The 14,924-nt window shown below is 68.1% G+C and carries 17 protein-coding genes; 7 read left to right on the top strand and 10 right to left on the bottom strand.

Features of this window, described 5'->3' with window-relative positions; genetic code table 11:
- Positions 1-11 precede the first annotated feature (11 nt).
- The 9 genes from thrC to coxB all read right to left on the bottom strand — a co-directional run bounded on the left by thrC (position 12) and on the right by coxB (position 8,209).
- Complete coding sequence (gene thrC, locus M9980_RS10465) at positions 12-1,412, bottom strand: threonine synthase (RefSeq protein WP_250750331.1); 1,401 nt, start codon at positions 1,410-1,412, stop codon at positions 12-14.
- Positions 1,413-1,678: 266 nt separating this feature from the next.
- Positions 1,679-2,266 (bottom strand): SURF1 family protein, encoded by a 588-nt coding sequence (locus M9980_RS10460; RefSeq protein WP_250750329.1) that lies wholly within the window; start codon positions 2,264-2,266, stop codon positions 1,679-1,681.
- Positions 2,263-2,658, bottom strand: coding sequence for a DUF983 domain-containing protein (locus tag M9980_RS10455; protein ID WP_250750326.1), 396 nt, complete (start codon positions 2,656-2,658; stop codon positions 2,263-2,265). The genes M9980_RS10460 and M9980_RS10455 overlap by 4 nt, the downstream gene beginning before the upstream one ends.
- Positions 2,655-3,524 (bottom strand): cytochrome c oxidase subunit 3, encoded by an 870-nt coding sequence (locus M9980_RS10450; protein WP_250750323.1) that lies wholly within the window; start codon positions 3,522-3,524, stop codon positions 2,655-2,657. Before M9980_RS10450 ends, M9980_RS10455 begins: the two co-directional genes overlap by 4 nt.
- Positions 3,525-3,607: 83 nt before the next feature.
- Positions 3,608-4,162, bottom strand: coding sequence for a cytochrome c oxidase assembly protein (locus tag M9980_RS10445; protein WP_250750321.1), 555 nt, complete (start codon positions 4,160-4,162; stop codon positions 3,608-3,610).
- Positions 4,163-4,172: 10 nt separating this feature from the next.
- Entirely contained in the window at positions 4,173-4,310 is a 138-nt protein-coding gene (locus M9980_RS10440; RefSeq protein WP_250750318.1) for a hypothetical protein, read from the bottom strand.
- Positions 4,307-5,209, bottom strand: a complete 903-nt coding sequence (locus tag M9980_RS10435; protein WP_250750317.1) for a heme o synthase — start codon at positions 5,207-5,209, stop codon at positions 4,307-4,309. Before M9980_RS10435 ends, M9980_RS10440 begins: the two co-directional genes overlap by 4 nt.
- A gap of 174 nt (positions 5,210-5,383) precedes the next feature.
- On the bottom strand, positions 5,384-7,051 hold the full coding sequence (ctaD, locus tag M9980_RS10430; protein WP_250750316.1) for a cytochrome c oxidase subunit I: 1,668 nt from the start codon (positions 7,049-7,051) through the stop codon (positions 5,384-5,386).
- A 3-nt stretch (positions 7,052-7,054) separates the two neighbouring features.
- The gene (gene coxB, locus M9980_RS10425) at positions 7,055-8,209 is read right to left on the bottom strand and encodes a cytochrome c oxidase subunit II (protein ID WP_422921359.1); all 1,155 of its coding nucleotides are present in this window, start codon (positions 8,207-8,209) and stop codon (positions 7,055-7,057) included.
- 175 nt (positions 8,210-8,384) lie between these two features.
- On the opposite strand from coxB, the gene pyrE reads away from it, so the two are divergent.
- The 5 genes from pyrE (at position 8,385) to M9980_RS10400 (ending at position 12,214) form a co-directional block, all read left to right on the top strand.
- Complete coding sequence (pyrE, locus tag M9980_RS10420; protein WP_250750314.1) at positions 8,385-8,960, top strand: orotate phosphoribosyltransferase; 576 nt, start codon at positions 8,385-8,387, stop codon at positions 8,958-8,960.
- A complete protein-coding gene (locus M9980_RS10415; protein ID WP_250750313.1) occupies positions 8,957-9,682 on the top strand; it encodes a pyridoxine 5'-phosphate synthase in 726 nt (241 codons plus the stop codon). The genes pyrE and M9980_RS10415 overlap by 4 nt, the downstream gene beginning before the upstream one ends.
- 139 nt (positions 9,683-9,821) lie before the next feature.
- The gene (gene acpS, locus M9980_RS10410) at positions 9,822-10,226 is read left to right on the top strand and encodes a holo-ACP synthase (RefSeq protein ID WP_250750312.1); all 405 of its coding nucleotides are present in this window, start codon (positions 9,822-9,824) and stop codon (positions 10,224-10,226) included.
- Positions 10,227-11,093 carry a signal peptidase I gene (gene lepB / locus M9980_RS10405; protein WP_250750311.1) on the top strand — a complete coding sequence of 289 codons (867 nt, stop codon included), beginning with the start codon at positions 10,227-10,229 and terminating at the stop codon, positions 11,091-11,093.
- Complete coding sequence (locus M9980_RS10400; RefSeq protein ID WP_250750308.1) at positions 11,090-12,214, top strand: AI-2E family transporter; 1,125 nt, start codon at positions 11,090-11,092, stop codon at positions 12,212-12,214. Before lepB ends, M9980_RS10400 begins: the two co-directional genes overlap by 4 nt.
- Here M9980_RS10400 and M9980_RS10395 read toward each other — a convergent pair.
- The gene (locus M9980_RS10395; protein ID WP_250750306.1) at positions 12,169-13,269 is read right to left on the bottom strand and encodes a glycosyltransferase; all 1,101 of its coding nucleotides are present in this window, start codon (positions 13,267-13,269) and stop codon (positions 12,169-12,171) included. The genes M9980_RS10400 and M9980_RS10395 overlap by 46 nt on opposite strands.
- A gap of 140 nt (positions 13,270-13,409) precedes the next feature.
- Here M9980_RS10395 and M9980_RS10390 point away from each other — a divergent pair, with 140 nt between their 5' ends.
- Both M9980_RS10390 and M9980_RS10385 read left to right on the top strand, forming a co-directional pair.
- On the top strand, positions 13,410-14,378 hold the full coding sequence (locus M9980_RS10390) for a hypothetical protein (protein ID WP_250750303.1): 969 nt from the start codon (positions 13,410-13,412) through the stop codon (positions 14,376-14,378).
- On the top strand, positions 14,375-14,908 hold the full coding sequence (locus M9980_RS10385; protein ID WP_422921358.1) for a DUF2141 domain-containing protein: 534 nt from the start codon (positions 14,375-14,377) through the stop codon (positions 14,906-14,908). The genes M9980_RS10390 and M9980_RS10385 overlap by 4 nt, the downstream gene beginning before the upstream one ends.
- Positions 14,909-14,924 lie beyond the last annotated feature (16 nt).

The raw sequence follows: 14,924 nt of genomic DNA, 5'->3' as shown, positions 1-14,924 counted from the left end.
TTTTCGTGCGATCAGCCCCGCGGCATCGCGCGTTCGGCGATGAAGCCGCTCACCGCGGCGAAGCTGCCGTCGAGCGTGGTGTAGCGTTCCTCGCGGTCGAAGAGGTCGCCGACCCGGCCCGGCAGCGCGGGGCGGACGCCCGTCGCACGCTCGACCGCGTCGCCGAACTTCGCGGCGTGTGCGGTCGCCAGCGTCACGACGGGTACGTCCGCGGGCAGGTCGGCGCGGCGCGCGGCGGCGAGGCCGATGGCGGTGTGCGGGTCGATGACCTGGCCGGCCTCCGCGCACGCCCAGCGCATCGCTTCGGCCATGTCGCCGGGCTCGACGCGGTCGCTGGCGAACAGCGCGGCGGCGCCCTCGGACTGGGCGTTGGTCAGGCGCATCGCTTTCGTCGTCTCGAACCCGCGCATCTGTTCGGCGATCGCCCCACCGTCGCGCCAGCCGAGGTCGAACAGCAGCCGTTCGAAGTTCGAGCTGACCTGGATATCCATGCTCGGCGCCGCGGTGGGGGTCACGGTGCCGGCGGAATAATCGCCCGCCGACAGCGCGCGGTGGAGGATGTCGTTGACGTTGGTGGCGACGATCAGCTTGGCGACCGGCAGGCCCATCTGCGCGGCGACATAGCCCGCGAACACGTCGCCGAAATTTCCGGTCGGGACCGAAAATGCTACCGCCCGCTCTGGTGCGCCGAGGCGCACGGCCGCGTAGAAATAATAGACCACCTGCGCCATCAGCCGCGCCCAGTTGATCGAATTGACCGCGCTCAGTGTGAAGCGTCCGGCAAAGGCGGCGTCGTTGAACATCGCCTTCACCAGCGCCTGCGCCTGATCGAAATCGCCGTGGATCGCGATGTTGTGGATATTGGGGGCGAGCACCGTCGTCATCTGGCGGCGCTGGACGTCGCTGACCCGGCCGACCGGATGCAACATGAACACATCGACATGCTCGCGCCCCGCCAGCGCATCGATCGCCGCCGATCCGGTATCGCCGCTGGTTGCGCCGACGATGGTCAGATGCTGGTCGGTTCCGGCCAGAAATTTTTCGAACAGCAATCCCAGGAACTGGAGCGCGACGTCCTTGAACGCGAGGGTAGGGCCGTGGAACAGCTCGAGCAGGAAGTGGCGCTGGTCGAGCTGGACGAGCGGGGTGACCGCGGCGTGGCTGAAGCGGCCATAGGCGGCCTCGCACATGGCGCGCAGTTCGGCCTCGGTCAGCGTGTCGCCGACGAACGGCAGCATGATCCGGACTGCGGTTTCGGCGTAGGACAGGCCGCGCAGGCCTGAGATTTCTTCCTGCGTCAGCGTCGGCCAGTATTCGGGCAGGTACAGCCCGCCGTCGCTCGCAAGGCCCGCCAGCGTCGCCGCGCGGAAATCGAGGGGCTCGGCCGCCCCGCGGGTGCTGATGTAGCGCATCGCCCGCGCCTAGCGAGGCGGGGGGCGGCTCGCAAGAAAGCTTGGCTTGGGAGCACAGCGTCTTCGGCGCGCATTGTCGAGGCTAGCGCGCAAACCAAACCGTTCGCCTCGAGTAGGGATCGAGGTTGTCGAGAGCCAGTATCGAGAGATGCTCTCCTGAGGCACGGACCTCTCGATACGCCGTCTCGACAGGCTCGACGGCTACTCGAGGCGAACGGGATTTGGGAGGGGCGGCTCGAATTTCAGTGCGTCCCGCCCCGCTCCCTCTAGCCCCGTCTGCGCCTGCGCATCGCCAGCGCGTAGATCACCAGCGCTATAGTCGCGAACACGAACCACTGCACGGCGTAGGCGAGGTGGTTGTTCGGGACCGACGAGATGTCGGGCACCGCGTTGGGGGCGAGGCCGGGGGCCGGTGTGTCGGCGACCAGCAGCAGCGGCTTGGGGCTATGGTCGAACAGCGTGGCGATCAGCGGGCGGGCGTCGGGGGCGTGGCTGATGCGCCCGGTCACGCTGCCGCCGGGCCAGCCGGTCGTCCCGGTCGGGCTGCGGATCGTACCGAGCTGGACGAACTGCCCGCCGGCGCAGGTGGCGATCAGGCGGTAGCCAGCGCTGCCGGCACCGGCGCGGGCGATGGTGACGGGGGCTGCACAGTCGAGGGTCGCGCGGCGAAAGAGCAGACGATCGTCGGCGCGCGTCGGGAAGGCGATGACGGGCCGTGCGGGATTGCTCGCCAGCAGCGCGAGTTCAGCCTCCTTTTCGGGCAGGCGGATCAGCAGCTGCCATAAACCGAGCGCGATCATCGTCGCGACGGCGAGTGCGACGGTGATAGTTGCGACGACGGGAACGCGCCTCATGGCTCGGGGTCCGCGATCCGCCCCTCACGCGCGGCGTTGCGATATTCGGCCGCCATCAGCGCGCCCTTCGCTACCCGCAGGCCGCCGACGACAGCGGCGAGGGTCAGCACCGGCCACACAATCAGGTGCAGCCAGATCGGCGGGTGAAACAGCATGTCGCTGGCGATCGCGAGCACGGTGATGAGCGTGCCGATGCCGAGTGTCAGGAACGCCGCGGGTCCGTCGCCGACGTTGAAGCTCGCGAAATCGAGGCCGCAGGCGGTGCATTTGGGCGCAAAGCGGATCGTGCTCGCAAAAAGGGTCTGTGCCCCGCAGCGCGGACACAGACCCTTCAAGCCAGCTTCGGTGATGGTAGGCGGGGTTGCCGCCGCGCCGTCCCGGCTGTCGGTCACCCGCCGTGGACGGGCGCGCCCCAGCCGCCCCAGACGTAGATGGTGACGAACAGGAACAGCCACACCACGTCGACGAAATGCCAGTACCAGGCCGCGGCTTCGAAGCCGAAGTGCTGGCGCGGCGTGAAGTCGCCGCGGTAGGCGCGGACCAGGCAGACCGCGAGGAAGATGGTGCCGATCAGCACGTGCACGCCGTGGAATCCGGTCGCCATGAAGAACGACGCGCCGTAGTTCAGCCCCTTGAAGGGGAAGGGAGCGTGCATGTACTCGTAGGCCTGGATGCTGCTGAACAGCACGCCGAGCAGGATCGTGCACCACAGGCCCTTCTTCAGGCCGTCACGGTCGCCGTGGATCAGCGCATGGTGCGCCCAGGTGACGGTGGTGCCCGAAAGCAGCAGGATGAAGGTGTTGAGCAGCGGCAGTTCGAAGGCGTTCAGCACTTCGAGGCCCTTGGGCGGCCACTGGGCGACGCCCTCGGTCAGCAGCTCGACGCTACCCGCCTCGCCGTGGGCGCCCGGCGTATAGCCGACCATGGCCGGGAACAGCGAGAAGTCGAAGAACGCCCAGAACCAGCCGACGAAAAACATCACTTCGGAGGCGATGAACAGGATCATGCCGTAGCGCAGGTGGAGCGCGACGACCGGCGTGTGATCGCCGGCATGCGCTTCCTTGATGACGTCGGCCCACCAGAAATAGAAGGTCGCGAGCACGCCGGCGAAGCCGAACGCGAACACCCACGGCCCGAATTCCGCGCCCTTCATCCACATGATGCCGCCGACCGCCAGGAAGAAGGCGGTGAAGGCGCCCATCAGCGGCCAGGGGCTGGGGGGAAGGATATGATAGTCGTGGTTCTTGGCACCGGCCATGATGGCGTCCCCGTTAGGCGTGTTTGCGGGCAGGCTCTAAGCGGTGGCGGAGGCGAGGGCAAGCCGCTGTGCGCGCCCGTTCTTTACGAGGCTGGCGGCGGCGTCCGGCTCGCGACCTTCGCCGGATCGACCGGGTAGAAGGTATAGCTGAGCGTGATGGTGTCGATGCCGCGCGCATCGGGATCGTCGACGATATTGGGATCGACGAAGAATATCACCGGCATCCGCACCGTTTCCCCTGGCTTCAGCGTCTGTTCGGTGAAGCAGAAACATTCGATCTTCGTGAAATACTTGCCCGCCTGCGCCGGGGTCACGTTGAAGGTCGCGGTGCCGGTGACGGGCTTGGCCGAGCGGTTGGTGGCGGTGAAGAACGCCATGTCGCGCGCGCCGATGTCGATGGTTTCCTGCTCGCGCTCGGGCACGAACTTCCAGTCGAGGCCCTTGCCGACGTTGGTGTCGAACGCGACGGTCACCTTGCTGCCGACGCCGCCCGGGGCGGCGACGCCCCGGTTGGTGGTGCCGTCGAGCCCGGTCGCCTCGCAGAACATGCGGTAGAGCGGGGCGCTGGCGAAGCCGAGCCCGGTCATGCCGCAGACGCCGATCGCTGCGAGGAGGGCGGTTCGGTGGATGCGCTTCATCACCAGATCCTCAATGCCCCATGCCCGCGCGGATTTTCGAGATCGTGATGAAGAACATCAGCAGGCAGAACGCGCCGAGCAGCAGCGCCATGACGCGGGCGCGCGATTTCTGGCGGGCGCGGAGTTCGTTTTCTTCGTGCGGGGTCATTGGGTCCACCTGTCCGCCACGACCGCGGCGAAAATAAGGGCGAGATAGAGGAGCGAGAATTTGAACAGCCGTTTCTCGGGCCGCATCGCGTCGCTCTCAGCGGTGTTGCGGAACGTCACCTGCGCGGCGAGGGCGGCAAAGATCGAGGTCAGCACGATCGCGCTGATGCCGTACATCGCGCCGGTCAGCCCCAGCGGCCACGGCGCGACCGCGGCGATGCCCATCGGGATGGTGTAGAGCCCGATCTGGGTCCGCGTCATCCGCTCGCCCGCGACGACGGGCAGCATCGGCACGCCGGCGTTGGCGTAGTCGGTCTTCACGAACAGCGCGAGCGCCCAGAAGTGCGGCGGCGTCCACAGGAACACGACCAGGAACAGCAGGAACGGCAGCAGCGCGATCTGCCCCGTCGCCGCCGCCCAGCCGATCAGCGGCGGGAACGCGCCGGCGGCGCCGCCGATGACGATGTTCTGCGGCGTCCGGCGCTTCAGCCAGACGGTATAGATGAGGACGTAGAACAGGATCGAGACGAGCAGAATCGCCGCCGCGGCATAGTTGACCGCCAGCCCCATCAGGATGACCGAGAACGCCGACAGGCCGATCCCGAAATGCAGCGCGGCCTGCCGATCCATCCGGCCCGCGGGCAGGGGACGCTTGGCGGTGCGCTTCATCACCGCGTCGATGTCCGATTCGTACCATTGATTGAGCGCACCCGCCGCGCCCGCGCCGAGCGCGATGCAGAGGATGGCGGTGAAGCCGATCACCGGATCGACCGATCCCGGCGCCGCCAGCATGCCGCAGAGCCCGGTGAAGACGACGAGCGTCATCACCCGCGGCTTCGTCAGCGCCAGGAAATCGCGCCATTCGGCGGGCAGGGTGATCGGGGTGTCGGCGGTCTGCATGGGAATGGCGGCGCTATAGGCGCTGGCGGACGATTGCGAAAGGGCATGCGCCGGGCGTGCGTCCCCAAACGAAAAACGCCCCGGCATCGCTGCCGGGGCGTCTTCAGGTTCTTGCCCCCGATGGGGCGGCCCGCCCGGTGCGTGCACCCGGCGGGCCGGGCACATGCGCCGGGCTCAATCCACTTGCGGGAGCGTCTCGAACTGGTGGTACGGCGGCGGCGAGCTGAGCGTCCACTCGAGCGTCGTGGCGCCTTCGCCCCACGGATTGTCGCCCGCCTTCTTGCCCGCCATCAGCGACCAGATGACGTTCACGAAGAACACCAGCATGCCGAGCGCCATCAGGCTGTAGCCCCAGGCGCTGGCGATGTGGTTCCAGTGGGCGAGGCCGTCGGTATAGTCGGGCATGCGGCGCGGCATCCCCTGCAGGCCCAGGAAGTGCATCGGGAAGAACAGCAGGTTCACGCCGACGAAGAACACCCAGAAGTGCAGCTGGCCGAGGAACTCGTTGAGCATCTTCCCCGACATCTTCGGGAACCAGTAGGTGAAGCCCGCGAACAGCGAGAACACCGCACCCAGCGACAGCACATAGTGGAAGTGGGCGACGACGTAATAGGTGTCCTGCATGTAGTCGTCGACGCCGCCATTGGCGAGGACGACGCCGGTGACGCCACCGACCGTGAACATGAAGATGAAGCCGATCGCCCAGACCATCGGGGTCGGGAAACGGAGCGAACCGCCCCACATCGTCGCGATCCACGAGAAGATCTTGATGCCGGTCGGCACCGCGATGACCATGGTCGCGGCTGTGAAGTACATCTTGGTGTTCACGCTCAGGCCGGTGGTGAACATGTGGTGCGCCCACACGACGAACCCGACCACGCCGATCGCGACCATCGCGTACGCCATGCCGAGATAGCCGAAGACCGGCTTCTTCGAGAAGGTCGCGATGATCTGGCTGACGATGCCGAAGCCCGGCAGGATCATGATGTACACTTCGGGGTGGCCGAAGAACCAGAACAGATGCTGGTACAGGATCGGATTACCGCCGCCGGCTGGATCGAAGAAGGTGGTGCCGAAATTGCGGTCGGTCAGCAGCATGGTGATGGCAGCGGCCAGCACCGGCAGTGCGAGCAGCAGCAGGAAGGCGGTGACCAGCACCGACCACACGAACAGCGGCATCTTGTGCAGGGTCATCCCCGGCGCGCGCATGTTGAAGATGGTGGTGATGAAGTTGATCGCGCCCAGGATCGAGCTGGCGCCGGCGAGATGGAGCGACAGGATCGCCATGTCGGTCGACGGCCCGGGCTCACCATAGGTGGAGAGCGGCGCGTAGAGCGTCCAGCCGTTGCCGGCGCCACCGAAGAACGGCGAGGCGAGCAGCAGCGTGAAGCTCGGCACCAGCAGCCAGAACGACACGTTGTTCATGCGCGGGAACGCCATGTCCGGCGCACCGATCATGATCGGCACGAACCAGTTGCCGAAGCCGCCGATCATCGCCGGCATCACCATGAAGAACACCATGATGAGGCCGTGCGCGGTGACGAGCACGTTCCAGAAGTGGAGCGATTCGTCGAACGACTGTTCGCCGCCGTGGATGAACTGCGCCCAGCCCTGAAGATACTGGATGCCGGGTTCGGCCAGCTCCATGCGCATCAGGCCGGAAATGCCGCCGCCGATGATCCCCGCGCAGATCGCGAAGATCAGGTACAGCGTGCCGATGTCCTTGTGGTTGGTGGACATGAACCAGCGGGCGAAGAACCCCGGCTTGTGATCGGCATCGTGGTGATGCGCGTCATGGCCGTGCGCGTCGAACGCGTGCGTTGAGATGGCGGTATCGGTCATGGCTTAACGTCCGGGGTTGCCGCCGGCGCCGTTATTGGCGGTGGCGGCCTGATTGGTGGTTTCGGCGGTCACGGTCGCATTCTCGACCGCGGCGTTGCCGGGAACGGCGGCGGTGGCCGGCGTCGCGGTATCGTCGGTGGCATCGGCGCCCGAGGCGGCGGGTGCAGCGGCACCCGGCATCGTGCCGCCCTTTGCCGCGACCCAGGCCGCGAACTGCTGCGGGCTGACCGCCTCGACCGTGATCGGCATGTAGCCGTGGCGCGCGCCGCACAACTCCGAGCACTGACCGAAGTACACGCCGGGCTTGTCGATGGTGAAGCTGGTCTCGTTGATGCGGCCGGGCACGGCGTCGAGCTTGATCCAGAAGGCGGGGACCGCCCAGCTGTGGATCACGTCGGCGGCAGTGGTCAGCAGGCGGATCGGCACGCCGACCGGCAGGACGATGCGGTTGTCGGCGGCAAGCAGGCGCGGGCCGTCGGCGTCGGTGCGATAGCGCGTGCCGGCGGGCACTTCCGACTGTTCCTTCAGCATGTTCGCGGTGATCGCGATGCCGCCGTGGTCGGGATATTCATACGACCAGTACCACTGGTTGCCGATCGCCTTCAGCGTCACCGCGCCCTTGGGCGGCGGCGCGTACTGCGCGGCGAGCAGCCGGATTGACGGCACTGCGATCGCGACCAAGATCAGCACCGGGACGAGCGTCCAGACGATCTCGATGAAGGTGTTGTGCGACGTCTTCGACGGCACCGGGTTCGCCTTCTCGCGGAAGCGGAAGACGACGTAGATCAGCAGGCCCAGCACGAAGATCGAGATGATCGTGATGAGCGGGAACAGGATCGAATCGTGGAACCAGTGCGCAGTCTCGCCATTCTTGGTGACCTGCGTCTGGATGCCGTAATAGCCGTCGGTCGGCTGGCCGACGTGGGCGACCGGCTTCACCAGCTGGCTGCCGTCGGCGGCCAGCGTCGGGTCGGCCGGTTTGGCGACCGCAGCAGTGGGCGCAGCGGCGGGCGCTGCGGTGGCGGGGGCGGCAGCCTCCGGCGCGGTGGTGGTGGTCGCGGCCCCGGGGGCGGCGGTCGGCGCGGCGGCGACGCCGGCGCTGCTGGCCAGCGCCAGCCCGGCGGCGGCGATGATCGTCTTGAATCCCGTCATGCGCATCGTGTCGAGCAAAGTCCCTGTTCGAAAGCGGCTGGTAGAACGCCACGCGCCGCGCGGGCAGAACAGCCCATTGGTGCCGGCCTATACGCGGGGGATGCCCGCGCCTCAAGGCTCGTGGTGGCGGCTTTTTTGCGCCCGTGTTGAAAGGGCCGCGGGGCGACCCTATTGCGGGGGCATGACCGACGACGAGATCCTCGCCGAGTTCCGTGCTGCCGACGCGCTGCTGGAGGGGCATTTCGTGCTGTCTTCGGGCCTGCACTCGCCGCGCTATCTACAATGCGCGCGCGTTCTGATGGACCCGGCGCGGGGCGCCCGGCTGGCGGAGGCGCTGGCCGCGCTACTGCCCGCAGAGCTCGGCATCCAGGCGGTGGTGTCGCCGGCGATGGGCGGGGTGATCGCCGGGCACGAGATGGCGCGGGCGCTCAGCGTACCGGCGATGTTCCTTGAACGCCCGACCGGGACGTTCGAGCTGCGCCGCGGCTTCCGCCTCGATCCCGGCACCCGCGTGCTGATGATGGAGGACGTGGTGACGACCGGCCTGTCGAGCCGCGAGGCGATCCGCGCGATCGAGGCGGCGGGCGGCGTGGTGGTCGCGGCGGCGGCGCTGGTCGACCGATCGGGCGGCGCGGCGACGTTCGACGTGCCGTTCCACCCGCTCGTGCGGCTCGACGTGCCGAGCTATTCCGCCGACGCGCTGCCGGCAGACCTCGCCGCGATCCCTGCGACGAAGCCGGGCAGCCGCGCGGCGTGACCCACCTGCGCCTCGGCCTCAACATCGATCATGTCGCGACCGTGCGGAATGCGCGGGGCAGCGGCTATCCCGATCCGGTGCGCGCGGCGTTTCTGGCGGCGGAGGCCGGGGCGGACGGGATCACGGCACACCTGCGCGAGGATCGGCGGCATATCACCGACGACGACATCGCCCGGCTGTCCGAAGGATTGCCGATCCCGCTCAACCTGGAGATGGCGTCGACCGACGAGATGCTCGCCATCGCGCTCAGGCACCGCCCGCATGCCGCGTGCATCGTGCCGGAAAAGCGCGAGGAGCGGACGACCGAGGGGGGGCTGGATGCCGCCGGCGGGCACAATCACCTGGCGCCGATGGTGCGCGAACTCCGCGCCGCCAACATCCGCGTGTCGCTGTTCATCGAGCCCGACGCGGCGCAGATCGAGGCCGCGATTCGACTGGGCGCGCCGGTCGTCGAGCTGCACACCGGGCGCTATGCCGAGCTGTCGGGCGAGGCGCAGGTAGTGGAACTGCGCCGGCTGGCCGACGCTGCCGCGCTCGCTGCCAAGAACGGGATCGAGGTCCATGCCGGGCACGGCCTGACCTTCGACAATGTCCAGCCGGTGGCGGCGATCCCGCAGCTGGCGGAGCTGAACATCGGGCATTTCCTGATCGGGGAGGCGATCTTCGAGGGGCTGGGGCCGGTGGTGCGGCGGATGCGCGACCTGATGGACGCGGTGCGGTGAGTTTTCTTGGTTCTCCTCCCCGGCACGGGGAGGTGGCTGGCGCAGCCAGACGGAGGGGGCGGGCCGCAGGCGTTGCGCTCGGGCGAGCCCCCCTCCACCGCTTCGCGGTCCCCCTCCCCGTGCCGGGGAGGATTTTGACGTGATCCTCGGGCTCGGCTCCGACCTCTGCAATATCGAGCGTATCCAGGCGTCGCTCGACCGCTTCGGCGCGCGGTTCGAGGCGCGGGTCTTCACCGATATCGAGCGTGCGAAGGCGGACCGGCGCCCCTTCACCAGGGCGGGCACGCTCGCCAAACGCTTTGCCGCCAAGGAAGCATTTTCGAAAGCGGTCGGCACCGGTTTTCGCGCCGGCGTTTTCATGCGCGACATCGGCGTGGTCAATGCCGCGTCGGGTGCGCCGACGCTCGCACTGACCGGCGGTGCCAAGGCGCGGCTTGACGCCATGATCCCGGCGGGCCACGTCGCGAGAATACATCTGACGCTGACCGACGACCATCCCTGGGCGCAAGCCTTCGTGGTCATCGAAGCGGTCAAGGACACCTGAATGGCCGACGATCTGGCGCTCGATCCCTCCGACACTCCCCCCAGCAGCGATACGCCGCCTGCCCGCCGCACCAACTGGTGGGCCGAGGTGAAGGGGATCGTGTGGCTGGTGCTGGCGGTGCTCGGCTTCCACAGCTTCGTCGCCAAGCCTTTCTATATCCCGAGCGAATCGATGATGCCGGGGCTGCTGGTCGGCGACCGGCTGGTGGTGACGAAGTTCCCCTACGGCTATTCGTTCGTCACCCCGACGTTCCACCTGCTGCCGTTCCTGAACGGGCGGCTGTTCGGATCGCTCCCCGCGCGCGGCGACGTCGTGATCGTCACCCCGCCGGGTACCACCACCGACTATATCAAGCGCGTCATCGGCCTGCCGGGCGACCGCATCCAAGTGCAGGGCGGCATCGTGTATCTGAACGGGCGCGCGGTGCCGCGCCGCGCGATGGGCGACCGGCTGATCGCGATCGACCCGAATAACCGCTGCGCCGGCGACAACGACGTGCAGGTGCCGGGGAACGACGGGCGCGATTACTGCCGCTATCCGATCTTCCGCGAGACGCTGCCCGGCGGGCGCTCCTACGACACGATCGACCAGGGCTATTCGTTCGGCGACAATTTCGGGCCGTACACGGTGCCCGCAAACCACGTCTTCCTGATGGGCGACAACCGCGACAATTCCGCCGACAGCCGCTTCCCCTTGAGCGAGTTGGGCCTGGGCGGCGCGGTGCCGTGGGAGAATATCGGCGGTCGGGCCGAATTCATCACCTTCTCGCTCGACGGATCGGCGACGCTCAATCCACTGACCTGGCCGCAATCCTTCCGTTCGGGCCGCGCCGGCGTCTCGCTCCATCCGCAGAAAGCCGCCGAGTGACCGACGCGACCGCGAACGATCCGACGATCGGCGACGGCAAGCGCCGCGTGCCGGTGATCGAGGACGCCAGCCCCAACGAGATCCGCGATCCGCAGGTGCGCGAGGAGATCAAGCGCGCCGCGGTGTGGCTGGGCATGGCGTCGGCGATCGCGCTGGTCGTGCTGCTGATCCAGCCGTTGCTCATCATCCTGGCGGGGCTCGTCTTCGCCTCGATGCTCGACGGGGGCGTGCGGCTGCTCGGGCGGGTGCTGCCGATCGGGCGCGGGTGGCGGCTGCTGATCGTGTGTATCCTGACGGTCGTGTTCCTGGTCGGCACCTTCTACCTGACCGGGGTGCAGGTGACGCAGCAGGTGACCGAGCTGCGATCGACGCTGGAGGCGCAGGCGGTCAAGCTGACGACGTTCCTGACGCAGCAGGGGCTGATGCCCGGCGCGTCGGACATCAGCGGTATCGCACGCCAGGCGATGAGCTCGGTCGGGCGGCTGACGTCGTGGGTCGGCACCGCGATCGGCGCGCTGGCGACGATGTTCATGATCATGGTGATCGGCCTGTTCGTGGCGATGGAGCCGCGGGTGTACGAGCGCGGGCTGCAATGGATGATCCCGGTCGCCCACCGCGACGAATTCGCGGTGACCGTCCGGCGGATGGGCTTCACGCTGCGCCGGCTGCTCGCCGGGCGCCTGCTCGGCATGGTCGCGGAAGGCGTGCTGACGTGGATCGCGCTGATGATCGGCGGGGTGCCGATGGCGATGATCCTCGGCATCCTGACCGGGCTGCTCGCCTTCATTCCGAACATCGGCGCCTTCATCTCGGGCGCGCTGATGGTCGCGGTCGGCTATTCGGCGGGGGCGGAGACCGGGCTGTGGGCGATCGGCACCTATGTCGTCGTGCAGACGTTCGATGGCTATGTCCTGCTTCCGCTGGTGGCGAAGAAGACGGTCGACATGCCGCCGGCGCTGACGCTCGGCACGCAGATTCTGGCGAGCGCGCTGCTCGGCATCATCGGGCTGGCGCTCGCCGATCCGATTACCGCGATGGTCAAGGCGGCGCTTGAGCGCCGGTCGGAGCGGACGGCTCAAGACGCCGGCGACGACACCAGCGAATCGAACAGCCTGAGGTAATCCGCCGCCGGGTCGCCGCTGTCGACTAGCGGCTGCGGGCGGGCGCGCCCGGAGAGCCACGCATCGATTTCCGCGACCAGCGCGGAGGCGTCGCCCACCGCCACCACGCTGCCGCGCGCCGGATCGGCGACGATCTCGCGCACCGCGACGCTCGAATCGGTGGTGACGACTGGCGTGCCGAGCGACAGCGCCTCACGCAGCACGCCGGGCACGCCCTCGAAATCGGAGGTCAGCACCAGCAGCTCGGCCCCGGCGATCGCGGGCAGCGGATCGGCGGCGTGGCCGGGCAGCAGCACGCGGTCGGCGAGGCCGAGCGCCGCCGCGTGCGCCATGATCTCCGCGCGGAGCGATCCCTCGCCCAGGATCACCAGCGGAACCGTGCGGTCGGCGATTCCCGCCAGCGCCGTTAGCGCCCGGTCCCAGCGTTTTTGGGGGGCGAGCCGCCCGACCCCGATCAGATAGCGCGGCGGCAGCGCGAGCGGCGGCGCGGCGGGGTCGCTGCGAGCCGGCGGATTGGGGATGACGTGGACGCGGTCGCGCGCGATCCGCATTTCCTCGACCGCCTCCGCCGCCATGTTCGGCGACATTGCCACTACCGCGTCGAGGAAGCGGGGATGCCGGTGCAGCCACACGCGGTACGGCAGCGCCTGCCAGCGATGATCGCGGCGGACGAGCGCGTTCGACACCTTGCCGACGATCGGGGGGCAGGCGCGCCCCAACCGCAACCGCGTCCACGCCGCCACGCCGGTATAGTGGTTGCCGGGGCAGAAGATCGCGTCGGGCCGCCGCTCGCGCACCAATCGCGGCACCGCGCGGGCGAGTGCGGCATAGCGCGCCGTGCCGAGTTCGATCACCTCGGCGCCCGCCGGCATCTCCCCCGCCAGCGCCCCGCCGCCCTGCCCGACGACAATCGTTACCCGCCGTCCGCGCGCGATCCACAGGCCCGCCAGGCGCAGCATCGCCCGCTCCACGCCTCCGCCGTCCAGCGTCTGCGCGAAGGTCAGGATGTGGCGGGCGGGCGGTGGCTGGTCGGTCATGGGCTTGCGATTCGCCATGCTACAGCCCAAATCGCGCGCCGATTAAACCGCATTCGATTGCGATGGCGGTGATGCCGGTGCGAATCGTCGGTTCCGTGCGTTGTCGCGGGAGCCGCGCGATCCTATTGTCCCGGCGGCGTTTGACGGAAGCGGTCCACTTGAAACCACCCGAAGTTGCAGCGGCGACCGTCCACGGCATCGATCCGGGGCCGACGCTCGTCCCGAGCGTGCTGCCCGATGGCGAGATCGACGCGCTGGAGCCGGTCGAGCGGATCAAGCGCCGCTGGCCGCAGGTGCTGGCTGGCGGCCTGACGCTGCTGATGGTCGCGTTCCTGGCGCGCGAGCTGTTCGGCGAGGGACTGGAAGCGCTGTCGCGGACGGTGCCCGAAAGCCCGGCCTTCTACGTGGCCTTCGCACTCCTCTACATGTCGCCGCCGACGTTCGACTGGATCATCTTCCGCCGCTTGTGGCGCATCCCCGGCGAAGGGTTGATCGCGCTGATGAAGAAGCGCGTCGCGAACGAAGTCGTGTTCGGCTATTCGGGCGAGGCCTATTTCTACGCCTGGGCGCGCGCGCGGATGAAGATGGTGACCGCGCCGTTCGGGGCGGTGAAGGACAATTCGATCCTGTCGGCGATCGCCGGAAACGCGATCACGCTCATCATGCTGCTGGTCGCGTTTCCCTTCGCGAAGGATCTGCTGACCGACGGCCAGTTCAAGATGGTGGCGGGGTCGGCGGCGGTGACGATCGCGACGTCGGTGCCGTTCCTGATCTTTTCGCGCCGCGTGTTCTCTTTGCCCAAGCCGACCTTGTGGTGGGTGTTCTGGGTGCACTGCGCGCGCCTGATCTTCGGATCCACGATGATCGCGCTCGCGTGGCATTTCGCGATGCCCGACGTCTCGATCGGCATGTGGCTGTTCCTGTCGGCGGGGCGGCTGCTGGTGTCGCGCCTGCCGCTGGTGCCGAACAAAGACCTTCTTTTCGCCAATTTCGCGATCCTGTTGATCGGGCAGGGAGATGCGCTGTCCGATCTGGTCGCGTTCACCGCGGCGCTGACGCTCCTGGCACATGTCGTGTTCATCGCCGGTGTGGGACTGTATGAACTGGTAAAGAGGAAGACGGCATGATCCGCGATACCGCGACCCTGATGGCGACGATGCTGGCGTTGGCGACCGCCACGGCGCCGGTCGCTGCCCAAGGCGCGCCAATCGGGGACGACGCCGCCGCCTGCACCTCGGGCACCGGCTCCGCGATCCGCGTGAACGTCACCGGGCTGAAGGATCGCACCGGGCGGCTGAAACTGGAGCTCTATCCCGCGAACGAGGAAGATTTCCTGAAGGACGACCGCGACCTGGTGAAGGAGGGCAAGTTCTTTCGCCGGATCTGGGCGCAGACCCCCGCATCGGGCGACGTCGCGTTGTGCATCAAGGCGCCGGCGCCGGGGCGCTACGCGCTGCTGTTCACCCACGACCGCGACGGCAAGAACAAGTTCAATTTCTGGCGCGACGGCGCGGGCTTCGTCTCGACCGCGAAGCTTGGGCGCAGCCGCCCGAAGCTGGAGCAGGCCGAGCTGACCGTCGGGCGCGGGGTGACGAGCGTCACCATCCGCACGCAGTATCTGCGCGGCCTGTCGGGCTTCGCGCCCTATACCGGCTGAGGCGGGCAAGACGCCC

Source organism: Sphingomonas donggukensis, assembly GCF_023674425.1.
Taxonomy (GTDB): Bacteria; Pseudomonadota; Alphaproteobacteria; order Sphingomonadales; family Sphingomonadaceae; genus Sphingomonas; species Sphingomonas donggukensis.
The sequence above is the reverse complement of the archived record's forward strand: the minus strand, read 5'-3'. Positions and strand labels throughout refer to the sequence as shown.

What these genes read in the sequence shown, in the direction of transcription:
- thrC (WP_250750331.1), bottom strand. Translation starts at nt 1,412, where the DNA reads ATGCGCTACATCAGCACCCGCGGGGCGGCCGAGCCCCTCGATTTCCGC.
- M9980_RS10460 (WP_250750329.1), bottom strand. Translation starts at nt 2,266, where the DNA reads ATGAGGCGCGTTCCCGTCGTCGCAACTATCACCGTCGCACTCGCCGTC.
- M9980_RS10450 (WP_250750323.1), bottom strand. Translation starts at nt 3,524, where the DNA reads ATGGCCGGTGCCAAGAACCACGACTATCATATCCTTCCCCCCAGCCCC.
- M9980_RS10445 (WP_250750321.1), bottom strand. Translation starts at nt 4,162, where the DNA reads ATGAAGCGCATCCACCGAACCGCCCTCCTCGCAGCGATCGGCGTCTGC.
- M9980_RS10440 (WP_250750318.1), bottom strand. Translation starts at nt 4,310, where the DNA reads ATGACCCCGCACGAAGAAAACGAACTCCGCGCCCGCCAGAAATCGCGC.
- M9980_RS10435 (WP_250750317.1), bottom strand. Translation starts at nt 5,209, where the DNA reads ATGCAGACCGCCGACACCCCGATCACCCTGCCCGCCGAATGGCGCGAT.
- ctaD (WP_250750316.1), bottom strand. Translation starts at nt 7,051, where the DNA reads ATGACCGATACCGCCATCTCAACGCACGCGTTCGACGCGCACGGCCAT.
- coxB (WP_422921359.1), bottom strand. Translation starts at nt 8,209, where the DNA reads ATGCGCATGACGGGATTCAAGACGATCATCGCCGCCGCCGGGCTGGCG.
- pyrE (WP_250750314.1), top strand. Translation starts at nt 8,385, where the DNA reads ATGACCGACGACGAGATCCTCGCCGAGTTCCGTGCTGCCGACGCGCTG.
- lepB (WP_250750311.1), top strand. Translation starts at nt 10,227, where the DNA reads ATGGCCGACGATCTGGCGCTCGATCCCTCCGACACTCCCCCCAGCAGC.
- M9980_RS10395 (WP_250750306.1), bottom strand. Translation starts at nt 13,269, where the DNA reads ATGGCGAATCGCAAGCCCATGACCGACCAGCCACCGCCCGCCCGCCAC.
- M9980_RS10385 (WP_422921358.1), top strand. Translation starts at nt 14,375, where the DNA reads ATGATCCGCGATACCGCGACCCTGATGGCGACGATGCTGGCGTTGGCG.